23 protein-coding genes are annotated in these 25,277 nt (G+C 36.3%); 12 read left to right on the top strand and 11 right to left on the bottom strand.

Annotated features, from left to right (window positions below; translation table 11 throughout):
* The first annotated feature begins 20 nt into the window (after positions 1-20).
* Together serS and LK994_RS03225 are read left to right on the top strand one after the other, a co-directional pair.
* Positions 21-1,292 carry a serine--tRNA ligase gene (gene serS, locus LK994_RS03230; RefSeq protein ID WP_229761450.1) on the top strand — a complete coding sequence of 424 codons (1,272 nt, stop codon included), beginning with the start codon at positions 21-23 and terminating at the stop codon, positions 1,290-1,292.
* 62 nt (positions 1,293-1,354) lie between these two features.
* Entirely contained in the window at positions 1,355-1,681 is a 327-nt protein-coding gene (locus LK994_RS03225) for a cytochrome c family protein (protein ID WP_229761449.1), read from the top strand.
* Here LK994_RS03225 and LK994_RS03220 read toward each other — a convergent pair.
* The gene (locus LK994_RS03220; RefSeq protein WP_229761448.1) at positions 1,678-2,727 is read right to left on the bottom strand and encodes an alkane 1-monooxygenase; all 1,050 of its coding nucleotides are present in this window, start codon (positions 2,725-2,727) and stop codon (positions 1,678-1,680) included. The two genes, LK994_RS03225 and LK994_RS03220, sit on opposite strands and share 4 nt — an antisense overlap.
* Before the next feature lie 133 nt (positions 2,728-2,860).
* Between LK994_RS03220 and LK994_RS03215 the strand changes: the two genes are divergently transcribed.
* Together LK994_RS03215 and LK994_RS03210 are read left to right on the top strand one after the other, a co-directional pair.
* Positions 2,861-4,315, top strand: a complete 1,455-nt coding sequence (locus LK994_RS03215; RefSeq protein ID WP_229761447.1) for a DUF1800 domain-containing protein — start codon at positions 2,861-2,863, stop codon at positions 4,313-4,315.
* A 153-nt stretch (positions 4,316-4,468) separates the two neighbouring features.
* Positions 4,469-5,662: a DUF1501 domain-containing protein gene (locus LK994_RS03210; RefSeq protein ID WP_229761446.1), complete on the top strand. Its 1,194-nt coding sequence runs from the start codon at positions 4,469-4,471 to the stop codon at positions 5,660-5,662.
* Positions 5,663-5,670: 8 nt separating this feature from the next.
* On the opposite strand, the gene LK994_RS03205 is transcribed toward LK994_RS03210, so the two are convergent.
* Positions 5,671-7,158, bottom strand: a complete 1,488-nt coding sequence (locus LK994_RS03205) for a peptide MFS transporter (RefSeq protein ID WP_229761445.1) — start codon at positions 7,156-7,158, stop codon at positions 5,671-5,673.
* A gap of 115 nt (positions 7,159-7,273) precedes the next feature.
* Complete coding sequence (locus LK994_RS03200; RefSeq protein WP_229761444.1) at positions 7,274-8,779, bottom strand: peptide MFS transporter; 1,506 nt, start codon at positions 8,777-8,779, stop codon at positions 7,274-7,276.
* Between the two features lie 194 nt (positions 8,780-8,973).
* Here LK994_RS03200 and purD point away from each other — a divergent pair, with 194 nt between their 5' ends.
* The 8 genes from purD to LK994_RS03160 all read left to right on the top strand — a co-directional run bounded on the left by purD (position 8,974) and on the right by LK994_RS03160 (position 18,537).
* Positions 8,974-10,257: a phosphoribosylamine--glycine ligase gene (gene purD, locus LK994_RS03195; protein WP_229761443.1), complete on the top strand. Its 1,284-nt coding sequence runs from the start codon at positions 8,974-8,976 to the stop codon at positions 10,255-10,257.
* A 228-nt stretch (positions 10,258-10,485) separates the two neighbouring features.
* A complete protein-coding gene (locus tag LK994_RS03190) occupies positions 10,486-11,511 on the top strand; it encodes a rod shape-determining protein (protein ID WP_229761442.1) in 1,026 nt (341 codons plus the stop codon).
* 160 nt (positions 11,512-11,671) lie between these two features.
* Complete coding sequence (gene mreC / locus LK994_RS03185) at positions 11,672-12,529, top strand: rod shape-determining protein MreC (protein WP_229761441.1); 858 nt, start codon at positions 11,672-11,674, stop codon at positions 12,527-12,529.
* An 18-nt stretch (positions 12,530-12,547) separates the two neighbouring features.
* A complete protein-coding gene (mreD, locus tag LK994_RS03180) occupies positions 12,548-13,081 on the top strand; it encodes a rod shape-determining protein MreD (RefSeq protein ID WP_229761440.1) in 534 nt (177 codons plus the stop codon).
* Between the two features lie 147 nt (positions 13,082-13,228).
* Positions 13,229-15,367, top strand: a complete 2,139-nt coding sequence (locus LK994_RS03175) for a peptidoglycan D,D-transpeptidase FtsI family protein (protein WP_229761439.1) — start codon at positions 13,229-13,231, stop codon at positions 15,365-15,367.
* A gap of 81 nt (positions 15,368-15,448) precedes the next feature.
* Positions 15,449-16,798, top strand: a complete 1,350-nt coding sequence (gene rodA / locus LK994_RS03170; RefSeq protein WP_229761438.1) for a rod shape-determining protein RodA — start codon at positions 15,449-15,451, stop codon at positions 16,796-16,798.
* A gap of 59 nt (positions 16,799-16,857) precedes the next feature.
* A complete protein-coding gene (locus LK994_RS03165; protein WP_229761437.1) occupies positions 16,858-17,646 on the top strand; it encodes a hypothetical protein in 789 nt (262 codons plus the stop codon).
* Positions 17,647-17,793: 147 nt separating this feature from the next.
* Positions 17,794-18,537 carry an MBL fold metallo-hydrolase gene (locus tag LK994_RS03160; protein ID WP_229761436.1) on the top strand — a complete coding sequence of 248 codons (744 nt, stop codon included), beginning with the start codon at positions 17,794-17,796 and terminating at the stop codon, positions 18,535-18,537.
* An 8-nt stretch (positions 18,538-18,545) separates the two neighbouring features.
* On the opposite strand, the gene LK994_RS03155 is transcribed toward LK994_RS03160, so the two are convergent.
* The 8 genes from LK994_RS03155 to LK994_RS03120 form a co-directional block, all read right to left on the bottom strand.
* A complete protein-coding gene (locus tag LK994_RS03155; protein ID WP_229761435.1) occupies positions 18,546-18,983 on the bottom strand; it encodes a tail fiber domain-containing protein in 438 nt (145 codons plus the stop codon).
* Between the two features lie 81 nt (positions 18,984-19,064).
* The gene (locus LK994_RS03150) at positions 19,065-19,391 is read right to left on the bottom strand and encodes a hypothetical protein (protein ID WP_229761434.1); all 327 of its coding nucleotides are present in this window, start codon (positions 19,389-19,391) and stop codon (positions 19,065-19,067) included.
* A gap of 192 nt (positions 19,392-19,583) precedes the next feature.
* Positions 19,584-20,012, bottom strand: coding sequence for a hypothetical protein (locus LK994_RS03145; RefSeq protein WP_229761433.1), 429 nt, complete (start codon positions 20,010-20,012; stop codon positions 19,584-19,586).
* Between the two features lie 2 nt (positions 20,013-20,014).
* Positions 20,015-20,764, bottom strand: a complete 750-nt coding sequence (locus tag LK994_RS03140; protein WP_229761432.1) for a hypothetical protein — start codon at positions 20,762-20,764, stop codon at positions 20,015-20,017.
* A 33-nt stretch (positions 20,765-20,797) separates the two neighbouring features.
* Positions 20,798-21,352 (bottom strand): RNA polymerase sigma factor, encoded by a 555-nt coding sequence (locus tag LK994_RS03135; RefSeq protein ID WP_229761431.1) that lies wholly within the window; start codon positions 21,350-21,352, stop codon positions 20,798-20,800.
* 78 nt (positions 21,353-21,430) lie between these two features.
* Positions 21,431-22,390, bottom strand: a complete 960-nt coding sequence (locus tag LK994_RS03130; protein ID WP_229761430.1) for a transketolase family protein — start codon at positions 22,388-22,390, stop codon at positions 21,431-21,433.
* A 57-nt stretch (positions 22,391-22,447) separates the two neighbouring features.
* Positions 22,448-23,473 carry a UDP-glucose 4-epimerase GalE gene (gene galE, locus LK994_RS03125; RefSeq protein WP_229761429.1) on the bottom strand — a complete coding sequence of 342 codons (1,026 nt, stop codon included), beginning with the start codon at positions 23,471-23,473 and terminating at the stop codon, positions 22,448-22,450.
* Between the two features lie 54 nt (positions 23,474-23,527).
* Complete coding sequence (locus LK994_RS03120) at positions 23,528-25,234, bottom strand: inorganic phosphate transporter (protein WP_229761428.1); 1,707 nt, start codon at positions 25,232-25,234, stop codon at positions 23,528-23,530.
* Between the last annotated feature and the right edge of the window lie 43 nt (positions 25,235-25,277).

The raw sequence follows: 25,277 nt of genomic DNA, 5'->3' as shown, positions 1-25,277 counted from the left end.
TGCCAAAATATTCAATAAAAATGTTACAGATCAGTTATATACGCCAGAACATAAATATAGTAAAAGAAAAGTTGGGAGTAAAAAATTTTGGCGACTTGTCATTAGTGGATAAAGTAGTGAGTTTAGATGAGCAGGTACGTAAGCTAAAAGCAGAGAGCGAAAGCCTGCAGGCAAGTGTAAATGCTGCCAGTAAAGAGATCGGTATGTTGATGGGTAAGGGAGATAAAGCATCTGCAGAGCAAAAAAAGCAGGAAGTAGCGACTCAAAAAACGACCATTCAAAATTTAAATGAGCAACTAAGTGCAGTTGAAAAAGAATTGCATGACGAGTTGGTGAAACTACCTAATCTGCCGCATATATCTGTTCCGAAAGGGAAAACTCCCGAAGAAAACGAAGTGGTAAGAGAAGGCGGGACTAAACCTGATTTACCTGCAACAGCAGTTCCTCATTGGGATCTGATAAAAACATATGACCTGGTTGATTTTGAAACCGGTGCAAAATTGACCGGTAGCGGGTTTCCTTTATATAAAGGGAAAGGGGCAAAATTACAAAGAGCGTTGATCCAATATTTTTTAGATTTTAATACAGCAGCAGGCTATACAGAATATTTACCACCATTGATGGTGAATGAAGCCACAGCATATGGTACAGGACAATTGCCGGATAAAGAAGGGCAGATGTATCATGTAACTGCCGATGGATTTTATCTGATTCCCACGGCCGAAGTGCCGGTTACGAATATTTACAGAGATGAGATCATAAAAGAAAATGAAGTACCTGTAAAGATGACGGCTTATACGCCATGTTTCAGAAGAGAGGCTGGTAGCTTTGGTAGTGATGTTCGTGGATTGAACAGAGTACATCAGTTTGATAAAATTGAGATTGTACAATTGGTTCATCCCGAAAAGAGCTACGATGTGCTGGAAGAAATGGTGCTGCATGTAGAGAAATTATTAAATACTCTTGAGTTGCCATATCGTATTCTTCGTTTATGCGGTGGTGATATGAGTTTTGCCAGTGCCCTCACGTTCGATTTTGAAGTATATAGTGCTGCTCAGCAAAAATGGCTGGAATGTAGCAGTGTTAGTAATTTCGAAACTTTTCAAACCAACAGGATGAAGATCCGTTATAAAGACGCTGCAGGTAAAACACAGTTGCTACACTCTTTGAATGGTTCATCTTTGGCATTACCACGTATTGTTGCTTGTTTATTGGAGAACAATCAAACAGAAAGCGGAATACAACTACCTAAAGTATTGCATAGTTATTTTGGTGCAGAAACAATTGGTTAATTTTTTGTAAACGATACGTTTTGTGCGGTAAAAATTGTATTTTCATTACCTAAACTCGTTACATGAAAAAAGTATTTGTTCTCTCCATATTGGCGTTTACCATTTTTAGTTGTGCTAAAAAAGTAACTCCTGCCACTGCGGCTGAAAAAAAACCTACAGAAGAACAAACAGTTGTGGTTGCTCCTGAGGCCATGGCAACAAATGTTGCATCTGGAAAGGTTACCTACGAAGCCAAATGTGGCAGATGTCATGGACTTAAAGAACCTGGTGAGTTTACTGCTGAAAGATGGGTTGGTCTGGTTAACTGGATGGCACCAAAAGCACATCTTAGCGATACCGAAAAAGCGGATGTGTTGGCATACGTTCAGGCAGGGGCTAAAAAAGGTTAATGAGTTTTTTCTAATTCCTTTATTTTCTTATTCATTACATAAAACCATACTGGCGGAATACAAGCCAACATCATACTGCCGGGGTATCCTGTTGGTAATTGAGGGGCATCATCGTGATGTCGTAAGGTTTGATATTTTTTACTGGCAAGATAATGGTGGTCGCTATGGCGGCTGAGTTCAAACAGCATCAATCTTCCTAAAATATGATCACTGTTCCAGCTATGCCATGGCATTGCTCTCTCATATTTATTATCGGTTATTTGCTTACGCTGCAGGCCATAATGCTCAATATAGTTTACGGTTTCTAAAAGTCCGATGCCAATTCCAGCAGCACATAAATAATAAAGAGTAACTATCGGTCCGAATAATATTAAAATGCTTATCACAAAAGCAGCCTGAATGATATGCGCTGAAAACATTTCATTTCTCCAGTGCAAAACCGGTAATCCTTTTTTTCTCATTTCCTCATTGGCAATTTTCCAGGCAGATAAGTAAGAAAAAATGATTGTTCTAAAATAGAAAGCATAAATAGGTTCATTGTATCTGGCACTACTTGGATCTAACGGAGTTGCTACATTTTTGTGATGGCCTTTATTGTGCTCAATAAAAAAATGCATGTATAACGAGCTAAGTAAAGAGGCTTTTGCTAAGGCCTGTTCAAATTTATTGACCCTATGTCCTAATTCGTGCCCGATATTGATGCCAAATGTGCCGCAAAGTAATCCCATTGTCCATACCCTTCCAATGATTTCCCACCAGTTCAATACATCCTGTTGCATACTTCTAAGAAATACCCAAAGCACCACAAATTGAAGCACCACAAAAAAATAAAGCATGTAATCATACATCTTGTCTTTTTTTGCAAGTTCTTCTTCTGCTGCGTCGAAATTTTTGGGATCTGGTTTGATGAATAATTCCGCTAATGGTAATAATAAAAAGGCATACACCAATGGTGACCAGGTAAGCAATCCCTTGTTAGTAAATGCTAGCCAGGCAAGTATATATACGGTTACAGGAGATAAATACTTAAATGCTTTAATATTCATCGGAAAAATTGAGATATACAAGTTAGTAAAATTAATTTAGATATGTAAAGAACAAACTATTGTTAAACTTTTATGCTTAATCAAAGTCTTATACCAGTTGCATACATTTGAAAGATAAAACACACTTACTCCTATGGCAGTTTCTAACCGCATAAAAAATCAACATCTTTTATGGAGAGCAGGATTTGGTCCAATGGCCGAACTGGCAGCTGATCTGGATACGATGCCGCAAAAAAAATTATGGAACCTGCTTGTTAAAACATCAGAAAAATCACCACAAAAATTAGATGTAGCCAGCGATCTGTTTGGAGGTTTGGTAAAAGGAATGCAGGACTTTTCACAATTTGATCAGCTAGATAAATACCAAAAGAAGGAACTGCAGCAGCAGTCTAGAGAAGATCTAAAAAATCTTAACCTACGCTGGCTGGATGAAATGATCAGTAGTGAAGCGCAGTTGAGAGAACGAATGAGTTTATTCTGGCATGGCCATTTTGCCTGCAGGGTGATCAATATTTTTTATCAGCAGCAATTGCTTGATGTGATCAGGACAAATGCACTCACTAATTTTGGCGACTTGCTAAGAGCAGTAAGCAAGAGTCCGGCGATGTTACAATTCTTAAATAATCAGCAAAATAAAAAGAAACATCCCAATGAAAACTTTGCCCGAGAGGTAATGGAATTGTTTACAATGGGTAGAGGAAATTATACGGAGAATGATATTAAGGAGGCCGCCAGGGCTTTCACAGGATGGGGGTTTAACCTGCAAGGTGAATTTGTTTTCAGAAAAAATCAACATGATGACGGAGTTAAAACTGTTTTAGGTAAAACGGGCAATTTTACCGGAGATGATATAATTGATATCTTATTGGAACAAAAACAAACAGCTAAATATATTACTCAAAAAATGTATAAATATTTTGTAAATGAGAAAGTAGATACTGCAAAAGCTGACTTGTTGGCAACCAGGTTTTATGCAAGTAAATATGATATTAAAAAGCTAATGGAAGATATTTTTACAAGTGATTGGTTTTATGACGAAAAAAATATCGGCACTAAAATAAAGTCTCCGGTTGAATTATTGGCGGGTATCAGGCGTTTACTTCCATTACAGTTACAAAATGATACGGCACAATTATTATTTCAACGGGCTTTAGGACAAATTCTTTTTTATCCGCCCAATGTAGCCGGATGGCCGGGAGGCAAAAGTTGGATAGACAGCAGCACGTTAATGTTACGATTACGGATACCACAGATCATTACGGCCAATGAAACCATTAATATTCGTCCTAAAAGTGATGATGATACAATGATGGGGCAAATGATGGAAGAGAAAATGAAACAACGACAAAATAAAGAGTACGCATCAAAAGGAGGAACAGCAATTGTTGATTGGGAGATGGTTGCAAAGGTTTTTGCTAAAACACCAAGAGAGCAGTTATTGCAGAAAATTTCAGATACAGTTTTACAAACAAAAAGCAGGGTGAGCAATGAGGTGCTGAATAAATATCTGAATAATGAAAGCAGAGAAAATTTTATAAAGAGTGCTATCATTAATTTGATGAGTACACCGGAATATCAACTTTGCTAAAAGAATGTACGATTTGAGATTTGGGATTTACGATTTTTCAAACTTTGAAATGTTTTTGAAAATAATAACATCTTTTAATTTAATGAAATCGTAAATCGTACATTCCAAATCGTACATCCAAACAATCCAACAACCACCATTAAAATTGAAACCATGTTTATCAAACGCAGAGAATTTATACAGATCGGTTCATTAGCTACAGCATCTTTAATGCTGCCTCAATTTTTAAAAGCTTTTGAAAAACCTACTTTGGTTCCAAAAGGGAATAAGGTAGTAGTAGTTATTCAATTTAGTGGAGGCAATGATGGGCTGAATACAGTGATACCTATCCGCAATGATATTTATTATAGAGAACGTCCTAAGTTGGGAATTGTAAAAGAAAATGCATTGCAGCTAACCGACGAAGTGGGATTAAATCCAGCATTGGTTGGCTTTAAGGAATTATTTGATAACGGTGATCTAAGTATTTTAAATAGTGTGGGATATCCCAATCCCGACAGATCGCATTTCAGAAGTATGGATATATGGCAAAGTGCCAGTGAAAGTAATGAATACATCAGCACTGGCTGGCTTGGCCGTTATCTCGATGCACAATGTCATGGTTGTGATAAGCCAACGCAGGCACTTGAAGTAGATGATATTTTAAGTCTGGCGTTGAAAGGAGAAAACAATAATGGGATTGCGGTAAAAGACCCGAGAAGATTGTATAGTAGCAGCAACGAAAAGTTCTTTAAAGATATCTGTGCTGCACATCATACAGAAGAGGAAACTGCTGATTATTTGTATAAAACGATGAGCAGTACGCTTAGTAGTGCTGATTACATTTTTGAGCAAAGCAAATTACATCCTACTAATGAGATATATCCTTCCACAGAGTTAGGGAAAAGCTTAAAAACAATAGCTTCACTCATTCTTTCTGATATCAATACCAAAGTGTATTATGTTTCTTTGGGCAGTTTTGATACCCATGTAAATCAGGATAATCAACAAAAGAGATTATTCACAGAATTGAATGATGCGGTAAAAGCTTTTACCAATGATCTGAAAAAGAATAATCGTTTTGAAGATGTATTGATGATGACCTTCAGTGAGTTTGGAAGAAGGGTAACACAGAATGCAAGTGGAGGTACGGATCACGGCACAGCAAATAATATGTTTTTCATTGGCGGTGCATTAAAAGAAAAAGGAATACTCAATGCAATGCCCGATCTGTCTGATTTGAAAGAAGGTGATTTAAAACATACAATCGATTTTAAAGATGTATATGCTACTGTATTGAACAAATGGTTAGGAGCAGATGATAAAACTATTTTAGGTAAGCAATACGATTATTTGAAATTTATTTAACGTCGTTATTATTTTACTTCCTGCATTAATTTTTTTACTAAAGGGGATATAATTAATAAGATGATTCCTGCAATTAAAGCATAGATGGCCAGTTGCTTATAACCTGTTGTATAAGAGATGAGTTTTTCTGTCAGTGATGCATGTTCATCCGGATTGCTCATTCCTGCGCCTAATATCCCGGCCACATATTGTCCATATGCACTTGCTAAAAACCACATACCCATCATTACACCTTGTAATGGTTTAGGTGATAGTTTTGTCATAATGGAAAGTCCGATAGGTGACAAGCACAACTCTCCAAATGTGATAATTAAATTGGCAAATGTGAACACATTCAAAGAGGTAATACCTTTTTCATTAGCAAAAAAACGAGTAGCATAAAACACATAAAATGCACCTGCTAAAAAAAGAAATCCTATCCCGAATTTAACAACAGTATTCGGTTCTTTTTTTCTATTACTTAACCATAGCCATAGTAATCCAAACAATGGACTACATGCAATGACGAACAATGAATTAGCAGCATTATTTACTCCATTGGGGTCTAAATGAATACCTGCAACAGAATCATTCAGATTAGTAGCAGCAAACAAACTCAGCGAACCGCCACCTTGTTCAAAGAATGCCCAGAAAACGATAGAAAACATTATGAAGATCAATGCCGCAAATAATTTTTTTCTCTCTGGCGCAGAGAACTTAGACATCTCATAAAAAATATAGATCAATGCACATGGACCGATGATGTACATGAACCAATCGGTGTATTCGGTTTTTGCAACCATGGTCATTATAACCGGAATAACTAATAATGAGCCTGCATATACTGCATAGCTATGCCACTTTTTTTGAGTATTCCCATTTTCACTTCTGCCCGGAGGAAGCCCTATCGGTCCCATGCTCTTTTGCGTATACATGAATGTAATAAGACTTAACACCATTACAATGGCGGCAAAACCAAATGCAAGATGCCATGAATAACTTTTACCAATGGCTACACATGCATATCCGCCAATGAGAGCCCCGATATTGATCCCGGAATAAAAAAGAGAGAAGCCGGCATCTCGTCTGTTGTCGCCGTCTTTATACAAACTGCCTACCATGGTAGAAATATTGGGTTTAAAAAAACCGGTACCAATGATCGTAAAACTTACTCCTAAAAAGAAAAACTGTTTTGGGTCTACTGCCAAAATACAACTACCGGTTATCATTAACAACCCACCCCAGAATAAGGATTTTCTAAAGCCGAGGATTTTATCTGCAAACAATCCTCCTATAAATGTAAAGGCATAAACAAAAGCTTGCGTGGCACCATATTGTAAATTAGCAACACCTTCTTTCATCAATAGCTGATCAACCATAAAGAAAGTTAGCATGCCTCTCATTCCATAAAAACAAAAACGCTCCCACATCTCACAAAAAAAAAGATACCATAATTGCTTAGGGTATTTACCTTTAAAATTTTGTATTTCTTCCAATGAGATTTGAGTTGTATTCATATATTGAATGTATGATTTTTTTTGCTGATACACATATCCTATAGAAAATGTTGAGTTTTCGCATAAAAAAAAGCTGCCCGTTAAGGCAGCTTTTTTTGTGTTTATAAATGATGAGTTAACCTAAGCCATGCATCATAGTTTTTAATTTTGCACTAAGTACATATAAGATGCCGGCCGCTGCACCGGTCATTATAATGAAAAGCATAAAGAACTCATAAAGGTTAGTGATTTGAAAACCTAAAAAAGATGGAAATACAATAGGGCCGGTAGCTTTTGCCACATCTTCGGCATTTGGTGGTATCAAAGCACTAAGTGTGCCAGCAAATTTATTAGCTGCAGCATTAGCTAAAAACCAGGTACCCATCATTAATGACGATAATCTTAAAGGTGCTAATTTAGATACCATAGATAAACCGATAGGTGACAAACATAATTCACCCATTGTATGAATAATATACAACGCTACCAACCACCACATACTCACTTTATCTGTAATACCAATACCTTTAACCGCTATTGCAATAATAACATAGCCAATTGCAACAAGTAGTAAGCCTAGAGCCATTTTTTTAGGAGAAGATGGTTCCAGCTTTCTTTTGTATAAATAGCCCCAGATAACAGTAAATAAAGGAGCTAACAAAATTATTGCTAAAGGATTAACTGATTGAAAATAAGAGGCTGAGATTTCGGTTCCTAAAAAGTTTCTGTTAGTTTGTCTGTCAGCAAAAAGTGTTAACGAGGCTCCTGCCTGCTCGAAAGCACCCCAAAAAAAGATAACAAAAAAAGCAAGGATAAAAACTACCCATATTCTTCCTTTTTCTTCTTTGGTTAAACTTTTATCAGAAAGAATAATGATAGGCATTATAATGATTGCACCGTATATAACATAACCGATGATATCGATATCACTTTTAAAAACCTTCTGAAAATTCAACATAAAAAATACGATACCGATCGAACCGATGATCACCAAGATATTTTTCAGATCCAATTTTTTAACTGGCAATCCAATTTCTTTTCCTTCTTCAGAGATCAAATATTTTTTTTGATAGATGATGAAAGTCAATAGTCCAATTAACATACCAATACAAGCGGCAAGAAACCCCCATTTATAATCCATACTTCCGCAAACAAGCGGAGAGAAAAATGCACCCAGATTAATCCCCATGTAAAAAATTGTAAAGGCGCTGTCCACTCTGCGATCTCCTGCAGGATACAATTGTCCCACCATCGTAGAGATATTAGGTTTGAAAAAACCGTTACCAATAATGAGAGAAGTTAACCCTATCCACATTAGCGCTATACCATCAGCACCTGCAGTAGCACTTAAAAACATAAAAAATTGTCCAATGGCCATCAACAAACCTCCAATAATAATACTTCTTCTGTTACCTAGGTAACGATCACAAAGATATCCCCCTAAGAGAGGAGTTAGGTATACAAGACCGGTATAACTTCCATAAATGTTTGATGCGGAGGCGTCACTGAGTAATAAAACTTTGGTCATAAACAGAATAAAAATTGCCCTCATTCCATAATAACTAAATCGCTCCCACATTTCTGTAACAAATAAAAAATATAAACCTTTTGGATGTCCTTTTTGTGTTAATTGCTCACTCATATAATTTGAATTTTATATCAATCAAAAATAAAATATCTCTCAAAGTAGCGAATTTCTCTTTTATTAGTATAAAAAATGCAGCTTAAACAGTTTAAAAAATAAATTTGACCGCTTGTAAAAATATTATTGCTGGAAACGTTGGTAAGATTAATTTTGTGCCCACAACTTATCCTAATAAAAAACTAACTATATAAATGAATATACTTATTATAGGTAACGGCGGCAGAGAGCATGCCCTGGCATGGAAAATAAATCAAAGCGACTTATGCAAACAATTGTATGTGGCTCCTGGTAATGCGGGTACTGCAGCATGTGCTCAAAATATTGATATAAAAGCAACAGATTTTGATGCGTTAGCAAAATTTTGTTTATCTAATAAAATTGATATCATCCTGGTAGGTCCGGAAGAACCTTTGGTAAAAGGGATTTATGATTTTTTTACAACTAATCCCGAAACAGCTCATATATATGTGATCGGTCCTTCACAAGAAGCAGCACAATTAGAAGGTAGTAAGGCTTTTGCCAAAGCATTTATGGATCGAAATAAGATTCCTACTGCAGCATACAGGGAGTTTGACAATACCAATTATGAAGAAGGAGTGGAGTATGTTCGTAATCATGCTTTACCAATTGTTTTAAAGGCAGATGGATTAGCTGCTGGTAAAGGAGTGCTTATCTGTCATAACCATATTGAAGCGCTGGCCGAGTTTGAATTAATGATCCAGCAATCAAAATTCGGCGATGCAGGCCGTCGTGTGGTGGTTGAAGAATTTTTACATGGAATAGAGATGAGTGTGTTTGTGGTAACTGACGGAATAAACTATGTTTTGTTACCTGATGCTAAGGATTACAAGCGTATCGGGGTAGGTGATACAGGCCTGAATACAGGCGGAATGGGTGCTGTAAGCCCTGTTCCATTTGCTGATGCCGCATTTAAGGACAAGATCATCCAACGAATTGTTGAGCCTACTATCGCAGGATTAAAAAATGAAAAACTTGAATACAAAGGGTTTATTTTTATCGGTATCATTAAGGTAGATGATGATCCGTATGTGATTGAATACAACTGTCGCCTTGGCGATCCGGAAACAGAAGTAGTGGTGCCAAGGATAGAGAGTGATTTTGTAGAAATTCTAACAGCAATAGCCGAAAAGCGTGTAAATGAACTCAACATCGCTATCAGTAAAGATGCGGCAGCTACTGTGGTAGCAGTAAGTGGAGGATATCCCAATCAATATGAGGTAGGAAAAGTGATCAGCGGATTAGAAGTGACCAGTTTTAAAGACACGGTAATTTTTCAATCAGGTACAAAAATATCCGGAAACGATATTGTTACAAATGGCGGTCGGGTGCTGGCTGTAACCTCTTTTGGCGACAATATTTCAGAAGCGGTAGAACAATCTGTATATATGCTTGAGCAGATCTATTTTGATGAAATTTATTTCAGGGAAGATATTGGATATGAATTCAAAAAATAGCCTGCAAGTATTGGTAACGGCAATGTATAACCTATATTTTTTTGCTTAAATCAAAAGACAAATACTAATTTGTTTAGTATTTAGTTTTTTCTAATAGATTAGGCAGCTTTTAACAAATTCACAATTTTGCCCCAAATGTTTAAAAATAAAGGGTTTGCCGTTGTTATTTCGAATAATTTCCATCACCTTTGCTCACATTAAATAAAACTTTATTTTCACAAATAATATATGGGTCTCTTTAATTTTTTTACACAAGAAATTGCCATGGATTTGGGTACTGCAAATACCCTTATCATCTTCAATGACGAAGTAGTGGTAAATGAACCTTCCATTGTTGCTTTAGACAGAAACAATCCGAAAAATATTTTAGCTGTGGGTAAGAAGGCATTGATGATGCATGAAAAAACCCACGAAAGCATACGTACGGTTCGTCCGTTAAAAGATGGTGTAATAGCCGATTTTAATGCAGCGGAGTTGATGATCAGAGAGATGATCAAAATGATCTACCCTAAAAAGCCATTGTTTGCGCCAAGCTGGAGAATGATGATCTGTATTCCAAGCAGTATCACAGAAGTTGAAAAACGTGCCGTAAGAGATAGCGCAGAACAAGCTGGTGCTAAAGAAGTTTACCTGATACATGAGCCGATGGCAGCTGCACTAGGTATTGGTATCGACGTAGAAGAGCCAGTGGGTAATATGATCATTGATATCGGAGGTGGCACTACAGGTATTACCGTAATTGCATTGGCAGGTATAGTTTGTGATCAAAGTATACGTATTGCCGGTGATGAGTTTACTGCGGATATTATGGAAGCACTTCGTCGTTATCATAGTTTATTAATTGGAGAACGTACTGCTGAACAGATTAAAATTCAGGTAGGTGCTGCAATGAAAGATCTTGACAATCCGCCGGATGATATTCCTGTGAATGGTCGTGATCTGGTAACCGGTATTCCTAAACAGGTAATGGTTAGCTATCAGGAAGTTGCCGAAGCGTTGGATAAAAGCGTGTTCAAAATTGAAGAAGCTATTCTGAAAGCGTTGGAAACGACTCCGCCTGAATTGGCTGCTGATATTTATCGCAGAGGATTGTACTTAACTGGTGGTGGTGCTTTATTACGTGGGCTGGATAAAAGAATTGCCGCTAAGATCAAATTGCCGGTACATGTTGCCGATGATCCACTTAAGAGTGTGGTAAGAGGTACAGGTATTGCGTTGAAAAATTACGACAGGTATCCGTTTGTAATGAGATAATGGTATATTAAAAATTGAATGCTTTTATATTTAGTTCTTAGTTTATAGTTTTTAGTTGATTAAATACAACAGAGAAAATCAATTCTTTCAGTTAAAAGGTTTAAGCCTTCAATGAACTACAAACTAAGAACTATAAACTAAAAATTTATAACTCCCCGAGGTGCGTAATATATTTCTCTTCATCCGCAGGTATTCAAATTTTATTTTCTTCCTGTTATTGCAGGGGTTTTGCGTTTATTTAATTGTTCACTATAACCGTTATCAAAATGCTGTCACTACTGCTTACATGACAGAACTTACCGGTAAGGTAAATACTCAGTATGATAGAGTCGAAGATTTTTTTCATCTTAAAAATGAAAATAAAAGACTGGCTACTGAAAATGAGCGGTTGAGGAATTTGTTGAGACAGAATTTTGAGAGTCCTGATACCATAAACAAAATCGTTACCGATTCTATTCCTTCTGATACTTTAGGTACTCATCGTAAATGGTTATATAAAATGGCAAAGGTGGTAGCTAATTCAGTTACTTCTCAGGAAAATTACGTTGAATTGGGCAGAGGCTCCAATCAACAGATGAAAAAAAATATTGGGGTAGTGGATGCAAACAATGCAGTGGTAGGAATCATAACAGATGTAAGCGAAAATTTTTCTGTAGCCATGAGTTTATTACACAAGGATAGTCATTTAAGTGGTAAACTTTTAAAAGGCGGTGAAATTGGCACATTGAATTGGGATGGTAAAACACCCAATATTGTTTCTTTAGTGGGCATTCCAAAAAGTGCGAAAGTGGCAAAAGGAGATACTGTTATTACAAGTGGCTACAGTAACGCATTTCCGCAGGGGATGAAGATTGGTTATGTTTATTCAGTGGTCTCTGATAAAACAACCAATAACTATTTGATTGAAATAAAAACTGCTGCAGATTTTTATAATCTGCAATATGTGTATGCGATAGACAATTTGCAAAAGGAAGAACTGAATAATTTGATGGATAAAGTAAAAAAGCAAAATCAATAATTATTACAGTAAGTAATTATGAGTGTATTGGTAAAAAATATATTAAGATTTGTATTGCTGATCCTGGTGCAGGTTTTTGTGCTGGATAAAATACACTTGCATCAGATGGTTACTCCATACATTTATATGTTGTTTATTTTATGGATGCCATTTCAGTTGGGACGTATGTGGCAAATGATATTGGCCTTTGCGCTTGGGTTTGCTCTAGACAGCTTTAGGCATAATCCCGGATTTCATGCATCTGCCTGCGTTTTAATTGCTTACCTGCGACCGTTTTTTATCAATGTACTTATCCCCCAGGAAGGAGCTGATACCAACTACGATGAACCCTCAATTAAAAGTATGGGAGGATTTTTCCCTTACTTAGTATACACCGGCTTACTTATAATAGTGCATCATGGATGGCTGTTTATGTTAGAAGCCTGGCAAATTGGTAATGTTTGGTATTTTATCATCAAAACTTTCTTCTCCGCAATCATTAGTCTATTGTTAATTGTTATTACAGAATTATTGTTTAACCGTAAGCAACAGTTCAAGACAAATACGGTTTAGATATTTACGATTAACGAATGTTGAATTACAAATGCATTTAGTTGAATGCTTTTGCTGTTTCAATGAAAGTATTATTCAGAATAAAATCGTCAATCGTACATCAAAAATCGTAAATTGAGAATCTCATTGCTAAATTTATAATTTCAAGTGCCAGCATTTAATCAGAGTCGTAAAAATATCATTCGAATGATCTTTGTAGTGATGTTCATCATCATCATTGCAAGACTTTTTACATTACAGGTAATTACTTCCAAGTATAGAATAATGGCGGATGATCAAGGGAAATTCCGTAAAGTGATCTACCCCGATAGAGGGATTGTATTTGATAGAAATCGAAAAGCGATTTTAGAAAATACTACTATTTATGACCTGATGGTTGTGCCCAATAAAGTGAGAGGAATAGATACGTTTTCTCTTTGTAAAATATTAAACCTCGATACCGCTCAATTCAATAAAAAAATTGTTGAATTAATTATCAAAAATGGCAGAAGCAGACCCTCGATATTTGATGGTTTATTAAGCGACGAAAAAATGGCCAAGCTGAATGAGGCCATGTATAAATTTTCTCCCGGCTTTTATTTGCAGGAGCGTTCTGTGAGGAGTTATCCATTTGATGCAGCAGGTAATATTCTTGGCTATCTTTCTGAGGTTGACACCAATTTTTTAAAATCACATCCTGATGATGGGTATCAGATAGGTGACTATGCAGGGAAGACAGGCATTGAGCGTACCTATGAAAAAGTGTTGATGGGGCAACGTGGTATTCAGTATTGGAAAAGAGATAATAAAAATCGTTTAACGGAAAGGCTTGAAAAAGGAAGGTATGATACGGCTGCCGTAGCCGGACAAAATATGTATACTTCTTTGGATATAGAGTTACAGGAATTGGGAGAAAAATTAATGGAGAATAAGTTGGGGTCGATAGTAGCGGTTGACCCTAAAACGGGGGGCATCTTATGTATGGTAAGCAGCCCAACCTTTAAACCAAAATTACTCACCGGAGCAGAAAGAAAAAAACATATTGCTGAATTATTGTTGAATCCTGCATTGCCATTGTTGAACAGAACTGTAGGAGCAAGCTATTCTCCGGGTTCTACATTTAAAACACTACAAGCATTGGTGGGGTTACACGAAGGGGTGATCACTACAGATTTCAAAGTGTCTTGCGGCGGGGCATTTTATGGCTGCGGTAGTGGCAAACCTATGCGGTGCCTGGATTTCGGAACATTCGATCTGCGTAATGCGATCCGTATTTCTGATAATACTTATTTTGCTACGGTAATGCAACGGGTGATTAATAATCCTAAATATCCTAATATCGATAGTAGTTTGGCGGTTTGGGACAGGTACATGTATGCCTTTGGGTTAGGCCACAAATTAGGAGTAGATGTTCCATCAGAAAAAAGAGGAAATATACCAACGCCAGCTTACTTCAATAAAGTATATGGTAATGGTAAATGGAATTACTGTAGTTTCCGTTCAGTAAGTATTGGTCAGGGAGAGGTAGATGTTACACCGATACAGGTGGCCAACGAAATGGCTTTTATTGCAAATAAAGGTTGGTATAAGATACCGCATTTGGTAGATTCAATCGAAGGTGGAGATAAATTCGACATGTTGTCAAAATTTAAAGACAAACACAACACCACCGATATACCTGATAGTGTTTTTGAAGCAGTGCATGATGGAATGCAGGGTGTGGTGGATAATGGAACAGGTGTTGCAGCAAAAGTTAAAGGGATTGTCGTTTGTGGTAAAACAGGTACAGTAGAAAACTACTATCGTGGTGTAAAGCAACCCAACCATGCTTTCTTTTGTGGTTTTGCTCCAAGAGACAATCCAAAGATCGCCATCATGTGTGTGGTGGAAAACAGTGGTCGTTTTGGAGGTACATATGCAGCGCCTATTGTGGGGTTGATGATTGAAAAATATTTAAACGATTCTATAACCGATAAAGCAAGGCTGGCGAGAATAGATCAGTTGTCAAAATTGAACCTGATACCTAAAAGGATATTTACAGAAATGCAACGACAGGATTCTCTGATGCATGCCAAAGATTCTGCGTATCTTATTGCTAAAGGCTATATTAAAATAATCAAAGACACACTTGATCTGGATGCGGAAGATGAAGCAGATGCATTAGATAAAATGAAAAAAGATAAAGAGCTGGCCAAAAAAGATCAATCTAAAAAGGACAGCGGTGATAATAAATTAAAAATAAAATCACAAGCAATTTTACCAGACGAAAGAAAAAGAGCAGAGCCAAAGGATACGGTTAGAATATAATGTCTGAAGTAATTGAATTACGAATGTGTTTCTTAATGAGGTCCCTATAAAAACCAGAGGGGTAAATAAATTTATAAAGCAGTGAATCAGAGAAATCCTGAAATAGGAAAAGGAATAGATTGGGTAATAGTATGGTTATACGCCATACTTGTGATCATCGGACTGTTGTGTATTTTTTCAGTAGAGTACAGAAGTGGTGACGGAGTGATACAAAGTTTTTTAGGCTTCAAAAAAAATTACAGTAAACAATTATTTTATTTTGGCGCTTGTATTGTTATAGCCACATTTATTTTATTAACCGACAGTAAATTTTTTACAGCAACGGCCAATTTGTCTTACCTCATCGGTATTGTATTGATATTAGCCACATTTGTAGTAGGTAAAGAGATCAAAGGTTCAAAAAGCTGGATACCATTAGGGTTCATGAATTTGCAACCGGTAGAGTTATGTAAAATATTTGCTTCGCTGGCATTGGCAAAATATCTATCCATGCAGGAAACGGATTTTGAAAAGCCCAGATCACAAATGATCGCTGCGGCCCTTTCATTTACCCCTGCATTATTATCTATTTTGCAGGGAGAAACCGGATTGGCATTGGTGTATTTTTCTTTACTGATACCCATGTATAGAGAAGGATTACCCCCGGGCTATTTGGTGGCTGGTTTTGCTATGGCAATACTACTCATTGTATCGTTATTATTTAGCACTAAAACATTATTGATCGCTTTTGCGGTGGCGGGCATATTGTTTCTTTATATGAATCGCAGACAGATAAGACGAAATCGGCAGTTGTTGGTGTTAGTAGTAAGTGTCTGGGCATTCTGTTCAGTATTTGTAGGAATAGTTGTGCCGTTTACATTTAAGCATGTATTTAAAAAATATCAGGCGGACAGGATCTTCAGCATGGTTGGCGTTGATAATCCTTTTGTAGATGCCAAAACAGCGGGTTTGAGTTCAGAAGAAGAAAAGACCAAACAGAAAAAAAATGATCAACAGAATTACAATGTGAAACAATCTAAAATTGCAATTGGCTCCGGAGGGTTTTTAGGGAAAGGGTTTTTAAAAGGGACACAAACACAAGGAGATTTTGTACCTGAGCAACATACCGATTTTATATTTACTTCTGTAGGAGAGAATTTTGGTTTTTGGGGAAGTACTCTGTTAATGCTCATTTACATGGGCTTATTACTTCGTATTGTGAATATTGCCGAACGGCAACGAAGTACCTTCAGCCGGGTATACGCTTATTGTGTAGCAGGCATTATATTTTTTCACGTTGCAGTGAATATTTGTGTAACCATCGGATTGGCTCCTGTAATTGGTATCACTCTTCCTTTGTTAAGTTACGGAGGATCTTCCCTGGTAACATTTACCATTCTTATTTTTATTTTAGTTAAATTAGATGCTGATAGGCAGATGGTGCTTCGGTAATTATATATAACGACGAGGAAGTATGAGTGTTGAACAGGGGCAGATTACTAAAAATATTTATGAGAATACTGGCAATTATATTGATCATTTCTCTCAGTGCTTGTTCAAGTTATCCAAGACTTGACGGGCTATATTTTTCTAACAGACAAGACTGCCTGATGATCCAGGATGAAAACAATGCAGCCCAAATAGAAAATATTGATGATGTTGTGTTGGATGATCTCCACGTAAAACAAAAGCGGAAAAAAATAACGTTCACTTCAGGAACTACTCCGCTTTATGGAAAAAAATCAAAGAAGGATATAAAAAAATACATTTTTAAGTATGTGTATAACAGAGACGATAGTTTTATGCTAGCACCGGTATCTAAACTGGCTAAGAAATATTTTTCACCTAGAAAATCTATTGTTTTTAAATCTAAGTATTTATATGCTGATCGAAATTTTGCTTTTGATTCGATCATTTATCATTCCAGCAGATGTATGGGAAATTGCTACGGACTTCATTTACAGATTGATAAGGAAGGAAACTTAAAGGTTACAGACAACGGAGATGGCATTACTGATACCACCAGAAATGATAATTATTCAGGTAAGCTTAATGTTTACGAACTGGAAAAGCTCAATAAAATATTGCGTTATGCTCAGATAAAAACGCTACGATGGCCTCCACGTATGTGTTGCGACGGCCCAATGGTTACCCTGATCATTTATCAGAATAAAAAAAGATATTATTTTAAAGCTATGTTCTTACCGTTGATCAGCTATGATCTTCGCCAATTTTTAGACAGGCAATTTTTTAACAAAAGCTTGCAGAAAGTAGAAGAGACATTTATATATGAAGAATAGCTGACTGGCAGCATAGATAACTCCAATTAACAAAAGCGATCTTAAGCTACAAGATCTGTTTCGATTTATGGAGAATACAAATGATGAGTTATAGAATCTCTGCCGTAATTTTGCGGAGAATAATTTATCATTTATAATTTATAACTCTTGAAGATCATTCCACTTAGCGAAGGTGCTTTTACAGTAGATAGAACCAAGCAATTTATTCCTTTTAACAAAGAAAAAGATGATTTACAGCAAAGACCTGTGGGAAGCTTGCTGGTAGAAGTACAGCCATTTTGCGTAGTAACTTCAAAAGATATTATTGTGATAGATGCAGGGTTGGGGTTTACTCAAAACGGTATTTTGCAAATACATAAAAATTTAATGGATAATGGCATCGGTGCATTAGAAGTAACTAAAGTACTGTTGAGTCACTTGCATAAAGACCATACCAATGGGATGGCTATTAAAGATGAACAATTGAATCAGTTTTTTTTAAGTTTTCCCAATGCGACCTATTATGTAAATAAAAATGAATTAGACGCAGCATTAGAAAAAGGAGAGCCCACCTATGTAGTTGAGAAAATACAACTATTGCAACATTCCGATAAGGTTCATTTAATGGGAGATGTTGAAACCATTGATGATTATATACAATTTGAGGTTACTGGCGGACACTCTCCGCATCATGGCGTTTTTTGGATAAAAGAAGAAGGGGAAATTATTTTCTTTGGCGGAGATGTGGCACCTCAATTGCAACAAATGAAAAATAAATTCATTGCTAAATATGATTTTGATGGCAGAAAATGCATGGAGTTAAGACAACAATGGTGGCAACAGGGAGAAACAGAAAACTGGACCTTTTTATTTTACCATGATATAAAAACCCCCTTTCTAAAAAGGGGGTGAATACTTCTTTAACTTTTTTTCATAGTCTCTATTAATTCTTTTAGTCGCTGGATCTCTTCATGCAACTCTTTAATGGAAGCAACCAGGAATGGAGTAAGATTGTTATTGTCTATTGTACTGATCAATGCATTCCTGGTATCATTTTTTCCGTAGCTGTATCGTACATTTTTTTTAGTTACTAATTCGGGTAAGATATGTAGAACGTTTTCGGTCAAAAATCCATACTGTACTCCTTTTGGAAGGTTTAATTGTTTGTATGCATTAACATTATACTCAAATTTTTGAGGTTCTAATTGTATTAAACTGGCGGTTGCATTTTCAATGGGAGTGATATTTTTTTTGATGTCTTTATCAGTTGTGCTTTGTGAAGAAGCTGTAGACCCGGATAAAGAAATAACGACAGAAAATAGTAAAGCTCTTACATACTTTATATGAATTGGTTTCATGATTTTAATATTTAAAAAGTAATAAAATAGTACTACCTGCCATCTTTGATAGCAGATACACGAGTCAATTAAAAACGAAAACTAAGTAACAATCGGTTTTTCGGGAGGAGGGGTTAGGATAGTACGGATAAATAACTGAATACACTTATCAGTATACTCCTGAGGTTTGATCAGTTCAACAAACTTGATATCCGCAGGTAGAATATTATTTGTATGTAAATGATAATATTCTTTACAGGGCTTTTCAATTTCTTTTTCAGTTTCAGCTTTTTCAGCGTCAGTTTTTATATTTTGTATACAGGAAAACTGGCGAGAAAGGATAGGCAGTATAGATGTAAAACCGGCTGTAAGGAATATGCCGACGAGAAATACAGCAATAATGTATGTATAGGTAAGTCGTCTTTTCACAAAATTTAATACTGAAGTATAAAGATACTAAATCAACATACATAGCTCTTTGTTTAAAATTATAAGTAAAGAGGTTTTAACAAAAAATTTCAGATTAATTTGTTTTGTTATACTGATAAAGTTTTTACGCAATAATTAAAAGAGCACAGATTTTATCTGTGCTCTTTTTGTATTCTATTTTCGCTCTCAATCTTAAAAACTTCTCTTTAAATAGGGACGATTAGGTTTATTTTGGTGCATATTCTGTTGTTTACGCATTGCTTTTATCAGCAGCTTATGAAAGCGTCCTTCAGCTCCATACATCTTATTTATCCTGGGTTGACCAAGCACTTTTACAAATTGTTCTTTGTAACGTTTTCTTACATTCAATACTTTTTCATCCCTGTCTAATACATCCGGGTTGTCTTGCGAAGCAACTGCCAACTCTTTGGAATATTGATTATAGATCGGCCAAAATTTTTGTGCTTCTTCTGGAGTAAGGTCTAGCTCTTTGCTGATGAAGGCAACTTTCAACGCTTCAATATTATCCTGTTGTTTTTTTTCATCAACCGGGGGTTGTTGTGCTTTTGCTACATTGAAAAATGTTGCAAAAATGATCAATATAAAGTAGATTTTTTTCATGGTTAATTATTTGTACTGCTTAGATATTTTTCAAGGGTTTTTTCATCTAATAAATAATCATCTTCATTAGGCAGTGAACTTTGATCAATTGAAGACACTAATACGGCAACATCTTTTTCGCTTGCATTCTTCTCTAAATATTTAGCAATGGCTTCTTCAGATAAATTATTAAGTGTTTCATTAAACTGTTTATCATTCATATTTTTTCCCTGTTCAATAATGGGGTCTAATGTTGCAAAAGCTTGCGATTGTTCCACTTGTACAATATTTACAGGCTTATCAAAAAGTTTATAAACTCCCAATGCTACAGCACCGGTAAGCATAGCAGCAACAGCATATTTAGCTATGCGGCTTGACATACGTACCAACTTGCCGGTTTGTTTTGTTTGTGTTTTGCTGCTGATGGTTTCAGGCAGATCAGCAAAATAATTTACAGGTACTTCAAATACATTTTTATGTTGAATGCTATGTAGAACCGGTGATAATTCTCTTATTTCATCTGTAGCATTTATTGGTTGATTTTTTATTTTATCTAAAATAGATGAAGCAAGGTTATCGAAATAACCTTGAGGAACGCTGCCTGTATTAACTGTTGTTGAAATGCCGTGTTCTTCTTTAATGCAGATCAACACCGTATCACTTATGTTATCGAAATAACCTTGCGGAACAGAGAAAATATTTTCCCTTCCGATCTCCGCCAATAAAGGACTGATATCTTTTAACTCATTTAATATGTCGGTGCTTCTTTCCATCACTTTAGTAAGACATTTTTTTGATCCCTAAGTTTAATTATTAAGTATATAGCTTTCTATTTTTTTCACTGCATGATGATAGCTTGCTTTTAAAGCACCCTCACTGGTTTCAAGTACACGGCTCATTTCTTCGTATGGCATTTCATCATAATATCTAAGATTGAATACAACTCTTTGTTTTTCAGGCAATTGCTGCATAGCCAATTGCAGCTTCCATTCTATTTTATTGCTGTCGTAATTTGTATCGGCCTTTAGTTTATTGCTTATGCCATTATCAACATCACTCAATGATATTGAACTCCTTTTTTTCTGCTGTTCCAGGAATGTTAGGCATTCATTAGTGGCGATTCGATACAACCATGTATACAATTGACTATCCTCTCTGAAATTATCTAATCCCTTCCAAACTTTGATGAACATATTCTGCAATACATCATTTGCATCTTCATGGTCTACAACCATCCGGCGGATATGCCAATAGAGCTTCTCCTGATATTTTTTTATAATACCGGTATAGGCTCGTTCTCTTGTAGCAGCTTCTTTAAACTGAAACAACAGCTCTTTGTCATCTAAATGTTTGTCAGCCATAAGTGTTAAGCAAGTATAAAAGTAAAAAAACCAATCGTATGATTGGTTTTTTATCGAAAAGTTTAACGGTGATTTGTATTAAGCATTCTTTCTTGCAATAACTCTCTCCACAGCGTCAACAATATTTGGAGCATCTAAACCATATTTGGTCAATAATTCAGAGGGCTTTCCGCTTTCTCCAAAAGTGTCATTAGTACCAATATATTCAATAGGTATAGGTAGATGTTTAGCTGCAACTTGTGCAATGCTGTCTCCTAATCCGCCAATGATATTATGTTCTTCGCAGGTAACAGCACATTTTGTTTTGCTGATAGAAGCAATAACAGCATCAACATCTAAAGGTTTGATAGTGTGAATATTAATTACTTCAACGCTGATACCTTTTTCTTCTAAAATTCTGCCGGCTTCAACTGCTTTCCAAACCAAGTGACCACAAGCAAAAATGCTCACATCTTTACCATCAGATAATTTTTGTGCTTTACCAATTACAAAATCTTCTTCTTTAGTAAAAATAGGCCATACCGGTCTGCCAAAACGTAGATATACCGGACCTTCATATTCAGCGATCGCTTTAGTAGCAGCTTTTGTTTGGTTGTAATCTGCAGGCACGATCACTGTCATGCCCGGTAACATTTTCATTAATCCAATATCTTCCAATATCTGGTGAGTAGCACCGTCCTCTCCCAATGTTAGTCCGGCATGTGATGCACAGATTTTTACATTTTTTCCGCTGTAAGCAACAGATTGACGGATCTGATCATACACTCTGCCCGTACTGAAGTTGGCAAAAGTAGTGGTATAAGGAATTTTGCCACCAATAGTTAAACCAGCTGCTACACCTATCATGTTAGCTTCTGCAATACCGCACTGTATAAAGCGTTCAGGGAATTCTTTAATGAAGGTGTTTAACTTCATTGAGCCCAATAGATCAGCTGTAAGCGCAATAATATTTTCATTTTTTCTGGCAGCTTCTACAATGCCATCTCCAAAACCGCTACGGGTATCTTTGTTGCCGGTAACCTCTATTTCTTTAAGCATATAAATAATTATTCAATTGTATAGGTAATAAATGGGGTGCAATATACTTGCTTGTTTTTAATTTAACTCGTTTTTTAGCTTTAATTCCCATTGCCATGCTGTGTGCATCATATCTTCCAGGGTATATTGAGGGTTCCAGCCCAATTCTTTGGTTGCTTTATCCCTGTTAGCGTAAATGGCAACTACATCGCCGTTTCTTCTTGGTCCGATGGTATAGTTAAGACGTTGCCCTGTTACTTTTTCAAATGTTTTTATCACTTCCAGCACTGTATAGCCGTTACCTGTTCCTAAATTGAACACAGTACAGTTGGTCTTATTTTTTTTATCAATAAGATAGTTGAGTGCTAATGTATGTGCATGTGCAATATCGCATATATGTATATAATCCCTCAAACAGCTTCCATCTCTTGTAGGATAATCATTACCATGTACCTGCATGGCAGGTAATTTACCTATTGCTGTTTGTGTGATAGCCGGAACCAGGTTAGCTGGTTTCCCTATCGGTGTTTCACCGATCAGGATAGATGGGTGAGCGCCAACCGGGTTGAAATATCTTAGTAAGATCGTTTGGATATTATCTACTTTGATTGTTTCTGTAATTATTTGTTCACCCATTTGTTTGGTGATACCGTAAGGTGATTCTCCTGGCTTTTGCGGAGTACTTTCTGTTACAGGGATTTCGTCGGGATTGCCGTAAACTGTGCAGGAAGATGAAAAAACAAAGTTAGAGATATTAAATTCTTCCGTGCATTTGAGAATATTAACAAGAGAAGCCAGGTTATTATCAAAATACATCAATGGATTACCAACTGATTCTCCAACCGATTTATAAGCTGCAAAATGTATAATACCTACGATGTCAGGATTTTCTTTGAAGACTTGTTTTGTGTCATCATAATTACATAGATCAACTACATAATTTTTTACCTGTGTTCCTGTGATACTTTCTACTCCTGTTAAAATATCCGAGCTACTTCTGGAATTATTATCAATTGAAATAACCTCGTATCCGTTTTCTATCAAGTCTACAATTGTATGAGATCCGATATAGCCACATCCACCGGTCACTAAAATTTTCTTCATGGTGCAAAGAAACTAAAAAAAGCGGTACAGGTAAAGGTTTTGTTGGTCTGTAGGTTAAAAAAGCGATACGATCCAGTAAACGATTGCCGCAAGGATGGCGCTTACCGGAATTGTTAGTACCCAGGCCCACAACAAATTGATAGTAACACCCCAACGTACAGCACTTAATCTTTTAGTGGCTCCTACGCCCATGATAGAACCTGTAATTGTATGTGTTGTTGAAACGGGGATACCCATTTGTCCGGTAAAGAATAGGGTGAATGCCCCTGCAGTTTCTGCTGCTACACCTTCAAGCGGCGTAACTTTTGTGATCTTTGTACCCATGGTCTTTACAATTTTCCAACCCCCACTCATGGTGCCAAGACCAATAGCTAAATAACACGAAATAGGAACCCAATTAGGCAGGTCTGAGAAATTTTGTATCTGGCCGCTTGATATCAGCGCCACGCCAATTACCCCCATTACCTTTTGTGCATCATTACCGCCATGTCCTATACTGAAGGCAGCAGAGCTGAATAACTGCAATTTCTTAAACATATTGGCAACCCTGAAAGCTGTTGGAGTTCTTATTTTTTCTACATATATGTAGATCAAACAGAATAAAAGAGAGGTAAATACAATTCCCCAGGCAATTACTCTGTTGTCGGATTTCTCAATGTCTTTTGTAAACGATTTTTCTATGTTGAAACTAGATATCTTGGTTTCTATCTTAGATTTATTAGGGTCTGCGATAGAATAAATAGTATTCAACAAAATCATTGTACTGTCTAATGAAATGGTCTTATTGCAATATAGCTTCAGCGGTTCTTTATATTTTTCTGTCAGCTCTTTTGCTTTTTTATACGCCTCATTATCAGCCTTACTTTCTACTGCTTTTGCTTCCAGGATCAAAAATCCATTAGCATTTCTAACTTCATCTTTTAGCTTACTGGCTTCAATCTCTTTCAAAGCACCTTCTTCATTGGCTTTTTTAGCGATAAAGGCAGCACCGGTATTATCATAATCACCTAGTAAGGGCTTTATTTTTTCGTAATTAGCAGTAGCTTTTGTTAGTTTGTCCTTTGCTTCAGCCAATGTTTTAATATTAGAAGAATCGGCTGGAGAAAGGGTTAGCTTGGCTTCTGCCGCCTTTACGTCAGCTTTATATTTATCAATTTTTAAAAACTTTTGTGTTCCTTCCTCTATTTTACTGCTCTCAAATTGGTCGAATAAAATAAAAGTAAAGAATGTTGCTATTGCTATGATCCCAATTCTTAACCACACATTTCTCATGATGGTTACAATGGTTATAAATATAGAGATTGCCATCCCGATCAGTGGTGCCAGAAAAATAAATAGTACTGTTTTAATGATGGTGTCAGCTTCGATAATACTTGCCCAGCTTACACCTATTCCTTTCATAGAGATCGCATGTGCAATAGCTGCACCGGCAAGTCCGCCGATCAATGTATGAGAAGAAGAAGAAGGAATACCATACCACCAGGTTAATAAATTCCAGAATATGGCTGCAATTAAACCCGATAAAATTACCGGTAATGTAATAAACTCTTTATGTATGGTTTTGCTGATAGTATTTGCAACGGCATGATCTTGAAAAATGAAATAAGCAGCGCAGTTGAACAGTGCAGCCCATAGCACAGCTTGAAAAGGCGTCAGTACTTTTGTAGAAACTACAGTGGCAATGGAGTTAGCGGCATCGTGAAATCCATTGATGTAATCAAAAATTAAGGCAAGTGCAATGATTATTACTACTAAGGTCATTTCTTTGATTTGATGATTTGGAGATTTGGAAATTTGAAAATTT

Source organism: Ferruginibacter lapsinanis, from assembly GCF_020783315.1.
Classification (GTDB): domain Bacteria; phylum Bacteroidota; class Bacteroidia; order Chitinophagales; family Chitinophagaceae; genus Ferruginibacter; species Ferruginibacter lapsinanis.
The sequence above is the reverse complement of the archived record's forward strand: the minus strand, read 5'-3'. Positions and strand labels throughout refer to the sequence as shown.

Bases quoted from the DNA above. Each gene is read 5' to 3' on its own strand.
- serS (WP_229761450.1), top strand. From the start codon at position 21: ATGTTACAGATCAGTTATATACGCCAGAACATAAATATAGTAAAAGAA.
- LK994_RS03225 (WP_229761449.1), top strand. From the start codon at position 1,355: ATGAAAAAAGTATTTGTTCTCTCCATATTGGCGTTTACCATTTTTAGT.
- LK994_RS03220 (WP_229761448.1), bottom strand. From the start codon at position 2,727: ATGAATATTAAAGCATTTAAGTATTTATCTCCTGTAACCGTATATATA.
- LK994_RS03215 (WP_229761447.1), top strand. From the start codon at position 2,861: ATGGCAGTTTCTAACCGCATAAAAAATCAACATCTTTTATGGAGAGCA.
- LK994_RS03210 (WP_229761446.1), top strand. From the start codon at position 4,469: ATGTTTATCAAACGCAGAGAATTTATACAGATCGGTTCATTAGCTACA.
- LK994_RS03205 (WP_229761445.1), bottom strand. From the start codon at position 7,158: ATGAATACAACTCAAATCTCATTGGAAGAAATACAAAATTTTAAAGGT.
- LK994_RS03200 (WP_229761444.1), bottom strand. From the start codon at position 8,779: ATGAGTGAGCAATTAACACAAAAAGGACATCCAAAAGGTTTATATTTT.
- purD (WP_229761443.1), top strand. From the start codon at position 8,974: ATGAATATACTTATTATAGGTAACGGCGGCAGAGAGCATGCCCTGGCA.
- LK994_RS03190 (WP_229761442.1), top strand. From the start codon at position 10,486: ATGGGTCTCTTTAATTTTTTTACACAAGAAATTGCCATGGATTTGGGT.
- mreD (WP_229761440.1), top strand. From the start codon at position 12,548: ATGAGTGTATTGGTAAAAAATATATTAAGATTTGTATTGCTGATCCTG.
- LK994_RS03165 (WP_229761437.1), top strand. From the start codon at position 16,858: ATGAGAATACTGGCAATTATATTGATCATTTCTCTCAGTGCTTGTTCA.
- LK994_RS03155 (WP_229761435.1), bottom strand. From the start codon at position 18,983: ATGAAACCAATTCATATAAAGTATGTAAGAGCTTTACTATTTTCTGTC.
- LK994_RS03145 (WP_229761433.1), bottom strand. From the start codon at position 20,012: ATGAAAAAAATCTACTTTATATTGATCATTTTTGCAACATTTTTCAAT.
- LK994_RS03140 (WP_229761432.1), bottom strand. From the start codon at position 20,764: ATGGAAAGAAGCACCGACATATTAAATGAGTTAAAAGATATCAGTCCT.
- LK994_RS03135 (WP_229761431.1), bottom strand. From the start codon at position 21,352: ATGGCTGACAAACATTTAGATGACAAAGAGCTGTTGTTTCAGTTTAAA.
- LK994_RS03130 (WP_229761430.1), bottom strand. From the start codon at position 22,390: ATGCTTAAAGAAATAGAGGTTACCGGCAACAAAGATACCCGTAGCGGT.
- galE (WP_229761429.1), bottom strand. From the start codon at position 23,473: ATGAAGAAAATTTTAGTGACCGGTGGATGTGGCTATATCGGATCTCAT.
- LK994_RS03120 (WP_229761428.1), bottom strand. From the start codon at position 25,234: ATGACCTTAGTAGTAATAATCATTGCACTTGCCTTAATTTTTGATTAC.